We start from the raw sequence: 3,337 nt of genomic DNA, 5'->3' as shown, positions 1-3,337 counted from the left end.
CGCCGCCCGCACCCAGTCGGACCACCCGGACACCGTCAGGATCTCGAACTCGAGGCGACGGCCCGCCGGGTCGACGCGGAACCCGTCCTCGCTCCGCCGGTACCCCAGCTCGTCGAGGAGCGCGTTGGCCTTCGCGACGTCGTGGCCCACCCAGTCGCCCGCGGCCAGCGCCTGCGGGTCCTTCCAGGACAGGAACGCGTCGCTCAGGGCCGTCGCGTCCGCGGGGCGCGAGTAGCGGTAGAGCGCGACGTCGATGAGCAGTTCGCGGTCGACGGCCAGGCTGAACGCCTTCCGCGCCCGGACGTCGTCGAACGGCGGGCGCGTCGTGTTGACGTAGAGGAAGATCGTGCTCCCGGTCAGCGGAAACCAGTACGCGTGCGTCTCGGGGGAGCGCGCCACGAAGACGCGGTCGATGGCGGGCACGAAGTTGCCGGCCCAGTCCACCTCATCGAACACGAGCGCGAGGTTGGCGCGGTCGTTCGAGGGCAGCGCCGGGAAGCGCAGCGCCTCGACCGCGGGCTTGCCCTCCTGCCAGTAGAAGGGGTTCCTGCCGAGCTCGTACATCTGGTTGCGGAAGAGCCGCACCTCGGTGAACGGCCCGGTCGCGACCGGGTTCTCGTTGGGGAACGCGACGGGGTCCTCGATGTCCTTCCAGAGGTGCTCCGGCACGATGAGCTGAGCGGCGACCTCGCCGAATCCGGGGACGTACTGGCGCCCGAACGCGAAGTCCACGGTGCGGTCGTCGACGAGCCGCACGGCATCGAGGAACTTCCAGACGCCGCGCCTGTCCAGGGCCGGGAACCGCCTGACGAGGTCGAACGTGAACGAGACGTCGCGCGCCGAGAACGGCTCGCCGTCCGACCACCGCACGCCGTCGCGCGTAGTGACCCGGAGCACCATGTTGCTCTCGCGCCACTCGTACGCGACGGCCAGCCACGGCACGAACTCGGACTTCACGCTGTTGAAGACGAAGAGCGGCTCGTAGACGCCGGCCAGGGTCGGCCACCGCACGGCCGAGGCCGTGGTGAGCGGATTGAAGTTGCGTATCCAGGACGACTGCTGTTCCTGCGAGACGACGAGGACGCCGGGCGGCGCCGTCCCCCGCTCGCCCGTGCATCCCGCCAGCAGTGCCGCCGCGATGGCGGCGACCACCGCCGCCGCGGCGATGGAGCGCCCGATCATGGGATCATCCCGTAGACTCTCACGTAGTCGACGAGCATGGTCTGGGGGAAGGTCGTCGTCGCGTCCGGCGGTCCAACGTAGTTTCCGCCCACGGCGAGGTTGAGGATGATGAAGAAGTCGTGGTTGAAGACCCACGACGTGCCCGAGGGAAGGTCGGACGGACCGAGCGTCATGTAGGCGTTGTCGTCAACGGACCAGGTGATCGAGTTCGCATCCCAGTCCACCGCGAACACATGGTAGTCGTCGTTGAACGCGGCGCCCGAGAGCCTGAAGGAGCCGCCCACCGAGTTGCCGCCGGAGTAGCCCGGGCCGTGGAGGGCGCCCGTCACGACGTCGGGGTACTGGCCCCGGTACTCCATGATGTCGATCTCGCCGCAGGCGGGCCAGCCAACCGACCCGATGTTGTCGCCGAGCAGCCAGAACGCCGGCCACATCCCCTGCCCGACCGGGAGCTTGATGCGCGCCTCGAACCTGCCGTGCGTCCTCGTGAGTCCGTTCCTCGTGTTGATCCGGCCGGAGGTGTAGTCGCGCCCGAGGTAGCTCTCCTCGCGCGCGGTGATGGCCAGGTTCCCTTGACCGTCGAGCGAGACGTTGACCGGCCGGCTGGTGTCGTACTCCAGCTGGTCGTTGCCCCAGTCCGTGCCGATGTCGAAGGTCCAGCGTGAGGAGTCGGGCGACTGGCCCGCCGGTCCGTCGAACTCGTCGGACCAGACGAGCCCGAGTTGGTCCATGCCGGTGGGCGAGTGGCACCCGGACTGCGCGGCCGACCCCAGGACCGCCAGCGCGAGCACCGTCGCCGCTGTGAGGATCCGTCTCATCACCGTCTCTGTCTCCTCATCGGAGCGGCCGCGTGGTTCTCCACCGTCGGGAAGAGGCGCGAGTCCTCGAGGGCCGCCTTGAGCACGAGCGTCGCGGCGCCGATCGCAACCGACCTGGGTCCGAGCTCGCTTGCCTTGATCTCCGCGGCCTTCACCGAACTCACGAGCGTGCGGCTCCGGGCCGTCTCCCTGAGCGGGACGAGAAGCAGCTCACCCAGACCGACCAGGTCGCCACCCACCACGACCATCGAGGGGTTCATGAGGTTCAGCAGTCCCGCGACGACGATGCCGAGATGGCCGGCGGCTTCCTGCGCGACCTGGAGGGCGACCTGGTCCCCGTTGAGCGCGGCCTCCTCGAGGTCACGGATGTCGAACCGGCGCCCCGCGAGGGCGCTGCCCGGGCGCTTCTTGAGCAGCTCCTCCGCACGCTCCAGGAGCGCGGGCGTGCCGATCATCGTCACGAGGCAGCCCCTGAGCCCGCAGATGCACGGCATGCCGCCCGGGTCGATCGCGACGTGACCGATCTCGCCCGCGACCCCGGTCGCGCCCCGGTAGATGTCGCCGCCGATGATGTGCCCCGAGCCGATGCCGGTCGCGAGCTTGATGTACGCGAAGTCGTCAACGCCTCTCCCGGCGCCCCACCAGTGCTCCGCCAGAGCGCCCAGGTTCGCGTCGTTGTCCACCATGACGCGGACGCCGAACCGCTCGCTCAGGCCTTCGAGCCCGAGGCGGCCCTTCCACGCCGGAAGGACGATCGTCGAGAGCTGCTCCGGATGCGCCGGGTCGAACGGACACGGAAGTGCCACCCCGACGCCGACGAGCGGTCGGCCCTCGCGCGCGTCGTTCTTGAGACACGCCTCCGCGAGCTGGGCGATGAGCGCGCGGGTGCCCTCGGGGTCGGTGCGCACCGGATGCTGGCGGACCTCCCAGGCCAGCACGTTCGCACGAAGGTCGGTCAGCGCGGCCGCGACGTGCGAAGCGCCCATCTCGACGCCGAGGATGACGCAGGCGTCATCCTGGAACTCGAGCAGCACGGGGCGTCGCCCGCCCCGCGACTTGCCCAGACCGACCTCGGCCACGAGCCCGGTGGGCAAGATCTCGCTCACGACCTCCGAGACGGTTGACCGCGAGAGGGACGCCCGCTGAGCGATCGCCGCCCGCGAGATCCGCCGCTCGCGCCAGATGAGGCGCAGGACGGCGTCGGCCAGGGGCCTCGGCCCGTTCGGGTCCCTTCGCCTCTCACCCTTCCTGACCCGCTCCATCCGCTCCTCTCCTGCTCCGCCCCACGGACTTCGTCCAGCAGGCGGGACAGTCTATCTGTGGAAGTACACGTTGTC

The 3,337-nt window shown here is 69.9% G+C and carries 3 protein-coding genes; all 3 read right to left on the bottom strand.

What is annotated here, in order from left to right; genetic code table 11:
* Positions 1-1,182, bottom strand: a 1,182-nt coding sequence (locus tag FJY74_09635) for an ABC transporter substrate-binding protein (GenBank protein ID MBM3308573.1), incomplete at its 3' end; no start/stop codon positions are given.
* Positions 1,179-2,000 carry a glycoside hydrolase family 16 protein gene (locus FJY74_09630; protein ID MBM3308572.1) on the bottom strand — a complete coding sequence of 274 codons (822 nt, stop codon included), beginning with the start codon at positions 1,998-2,000 and terminating at the stop codon, positions 1,179-1,181. The genes FJY74_09630 and FJY74_09635, both read right to left, overlap by 4 nt.
* Positions 2,000-3,262: an ROK family transcriptional regulator gene (locus FJY74_09625; GenBank protein ID MBM3308571.1), complete on the bottom strand. Its 1,263-nt coding sequence runs from the start codon at positions 3,260-3,262 to the stop codon at positions 2,000-2,002. Before FJY74_09625 ends, FJY74_09630 begins: the two co-directional genes overlap by 1 nt.
* Positions 3,263-3,337 lie beyond the last annotated feature (75 nt).

Source organism: Candidatus Effluviviaceae Genus I sp. (assembly GCA_016867725.1).
In the GTDB taxonomy this organism is placed as follows: domain Bacteria; phylum Joyebacterota; class Joyebacteria; order Joyebacterales; family Joyebacteraceae; genus VGIX01.
The sequence above is the reverse complement of the archived record's forward strand: the minus strand, read 5'-3'. Positions and strand labels throughout refer to the sequence as shown.

What these genes read in the sequence shown, in the direction of transcription:
- FJY74_09625 (MBM3308571.1), bottom strand. Translation starts at nt 3,262, where the DNA reads ATGGAGCGGGTCAGGAAGGGTGAGAGGCGAAGGGACCCGAACGGGCCG.
- FJY74_09630 (MBM3308572.1), bottom strand. Translation starts at nt 2,000, where the DNA reads ATGAGACGGATCCTCACAGCGGCGACGGTGCTCGCGCTGGCGGTCCTG.